The organism is Bacillus sp. JJ722 (assembly GCF_036963345.1).
GTDB lineage: Bacteria > Bacillota > Bacilli > Bacillales > DSM-1321 > Bacillus_AD.
The window spans coordinates 1-2,932 of record NZ_JBALMO010000176.1; the positions used below are offsets into that span (position 1 = coordinate 1).

The window sequence follows — 2,932 nt, forward strand, 5'->3', positions numbered from 1 at the left end:
TATTATATAGTTCAGCCAGTAATTTCTGGTTGAACTTTTTTTATTTGGATTTAATCTATCAGTAGCCAGGGTAGAACGTCCGGGTGCGTGGGACATTGATTCCGTCAGCTAAACTGTTCACCCCCTACTAGTAGAAATATGTTTGAGGCTGGTTGGGACTTAGATCTCGTATAACAAGCGAAGCTATAATACTACTTGGAGGAAATAGGGGTTACTGGTGAATACACTAGAGGAGGAGAAAGAATGAACCCAGTTGTGGGTATAGACGTAGCTAAAGGAGAGAGTGAAGTTCAGGCTTTTTTAGATAAAGGAAAGCCTTATGGAAAGAGTTTTTCAATAAAGCATAATCGTGAAGAATTAGATGAGTTTATAAGCTTCTTAGGGGAAATTAAATCAATGACTGGTCAAATGCCAGTGGTCATATTGGAATCAACAGGACATTATCATACACCTATTATTCAATGCTTAGAAGAAAATGAAATCCTTTATATTTTATTAAATCCAATCATTTCTCATCAAGCAAAGAAATCAAGTTTGAGAAAGGTAAAAACAGATGCATTCGATGCCTATCAATTATGTATTCTTTACTACAAAGAGGAATTTGAGCCTTATAAAATGAAAGGAGTTCAGCTTCTAAACCTTCGAAATCTATCTAGACAACAAGAGATTATAACAAATATGTATGTGGAAGCAAAACTACAATTCCATACGATTTTAGATCAGGTTTTCCCTGAATATAGGAAGGTCTTTGGTGATCTTTTTTCGAAAGTGTCTTTGTGGATATTAAAAGAATATCCAACTTCGGAGAAGGTTCTGGTTACAGATGAACAGCAATTAGCAAATCGTATACGTGAGTGTTGTCCGACTCGCTCGGATCAATGGGCAAGAGAAAAGGCCAGAACGCTTAGAAATGCAGCTCTTCAAAATCCTTTTCAGAAGGTGATGTATCAAAGTCATCTAATCAATCTCACTATGTATATAGATATCCTATTTCATTACCAAGGACACCTTTCGGAATTGGAGAGCCAAATGGTATCCCTAGCAAATAAAATAGAAGAATATAAGATTATTCAATCAATCCCTGGAATCGGTGAAAAAATCGCCGCCACGATTATTTCAAAAATTGGGGAAATTGATCGGTTTAATCACCCTAAGAAATTAGTTGCCTACGCTGGAATAGATCCCAGTGTCCATTCATCTGGAAAGTTTACAGCGACGACGAATCGAATAACCAAACGAGGTTCTAGTAGGCTAAGGCACAGGGAAGATTAGCTAGGTCTCCTCATTATTATATGCACCCATTCATTTATCGAACTATTGTACGTTACTTTAATAAGCAAAAAAGCGTATCCACTTATTTAAGAAATACTCTTTGGAACTTGAAAAATAAAGATGATTTCTTTTATTTTGCAAGTTTTAAAATGATATCAGTTAATTACTCATTTAAAACAGCCTCCTTATGCCTACTTCAGTAATACATAGAACAGCTTATTCATTTTATGTGAAGTCACGTTTTAGAAGTCGTTGGTAAGTTTACATATTTTCGAAGAATGTGCCAAAAATAACATTATCAATGTTACTATTCTATTTATTAAAAAAATCAAAAAATGGTGATTTGACTGTCCAAGTAAATGTACAGACAAAGACGAAACTGGTCAACTATTTAATAATATGGTGCATCAGCTAAGAGAAATTTTCAACTGTGAATCAATCTTCTAAAAATGTATTAAGCTCAAGTGAAAATTTAAGTGCAGTTTCAGAAGAAACACAAGCTTCTAGCGAACAAATAGCAACGGCAATAACTGAAATTGCTACGGGGGCTACTAATGCTGCTGAAGACGCTGATAAGGCAAACCAATTATCTATTACACTTGGCGATGATATTCAAAGAGTATCAGACAAAACAAAAGAAATGTTAGCTCTTACAGAAGAAACGAATATTCTAAACACAAAGGGATTGCATCAAATACAGGAATTGCAAAACACAAATGAAGTCACAAATGGTTTTGTCACTTCAATGGGATCTGTAATTATGGAATTAAACGATAAAATTAAAACGATTGAAAGGTAATGGAGACGATAACAGCTATTTCTGGACAAACCAATCTACTGGCATTAAACGCAGGTATTGAAGCTGCGAGAGCAGGAGAGCATGGAAAGGGATTTTGCTGTTGTAGCGAATGAAGTTAAAACGCTGGCAGAGCAATCTGTTTTAGCAACGGAAGATGTTAAAAAAATCGTTCAAGCTATTCAAGATAGTTCGAAAAAGGCAGTCGATGAAATGGATCAAACCGATGAAATTTTCAATAAACAAGCAATGGTCATCCAGGATATGAATAATGCCTTTATCCAAATCTCCACTTTAATTCAATCGATCGCTAAATCTATTGATAGTATAAGTGAGGACATCAAAAATATGGCTAGCAACAAAGACCATGTACTGAATTCTATACAAGTGATGGCAGGATTGGCGCAACAAACTGCTGCAGCTTGTGAGGAAGTTAATGCCTCAGCTGATGAACAAACACGCTCTATTTATACGGTTGCTGAAGATGCAACTAATCTAACAACACTTAGTTCTGAGCTCCAGCAGGCGGTTAAGCATTTTAAAATTAAAGAAGAATAAATCGATGACAGGCATCTCATGTGGACATTTATCCATTTGTGATGCCTGTTAACTTTTTTATTATTTCTATATTAGTTAAAGAAGAATAGTATAATTCACTTTGAAAGGTCTTTCAGACTACCACTTACAAGATTTATACAATTACATAGGAGAAATAATGACACTCAATTCTTTAACTCGTAATCTTCCCGAAGATTGCAGGGAATCGAGGTTTTCAAAGGGGGAACTTACTACCTGTTCAAATGAAAAAAGAATTAGTTAGTTCACTTTCTTCAAATTTTAATTTCATTATATCTTCGTAGTGTG

The 2,932-nt window shown here is 35.1% G+C and carries 2 protein-coding genes and 3 pseudogenes; all 5 read left to right on the plus strand.

The annotated features are described in order from the left end of the window. Positions 1–243: 243 nt before the first annotated feature. Positions 244–1,260, plus strand: a pseudogene (locus V7014_RS19550) (IS110 family transposase); the annotation flags it as partial. Positions 1,261–1,702: 442 nt separating this feature from the next. Then, complete coding sequence (locus tag V7014_RS19555) at positions 1,703–2,071, plus strand: hypothetical protein (protein WP_335509466.1); 369 nt, start codon at positions 1,703–1,705, stop codon at positions 2,069–2,071. Between the two features lie 17 nt (positions 2,072–2,088). Then, positions 2,089–2,188 (plus strand): annotated as a pseudogene (locus V7014_RS19560) (methyl-accepting chemotaxis protein); the annotation flags it as partial. A 6-nt stretch (positions 2,189–2,194) separates the two neighbouring features. Continuing rightward, the gene (locus V7014_RS19565) at positions 2,195–2,626 is read left to right on the plus strand and encodes a hypothetical protein (protein WP_438824946.1); all 432 of its coding nucleotides are present in this window, start codon (positions 2,195–2,197) and stop codon (positions 2,624–2,626) included. 100 nt (positions 2,627–2,726) lie between these two features. Then, positions 2,727–2,849 (plus strand): annotated as a pseudogene (locus V7014_RS19570) (IS1595-like element ISClba2 family transposase); the annotation flags it as partial. Positions 2,850–2,932 lie beyond the last annotated feature (83 nt).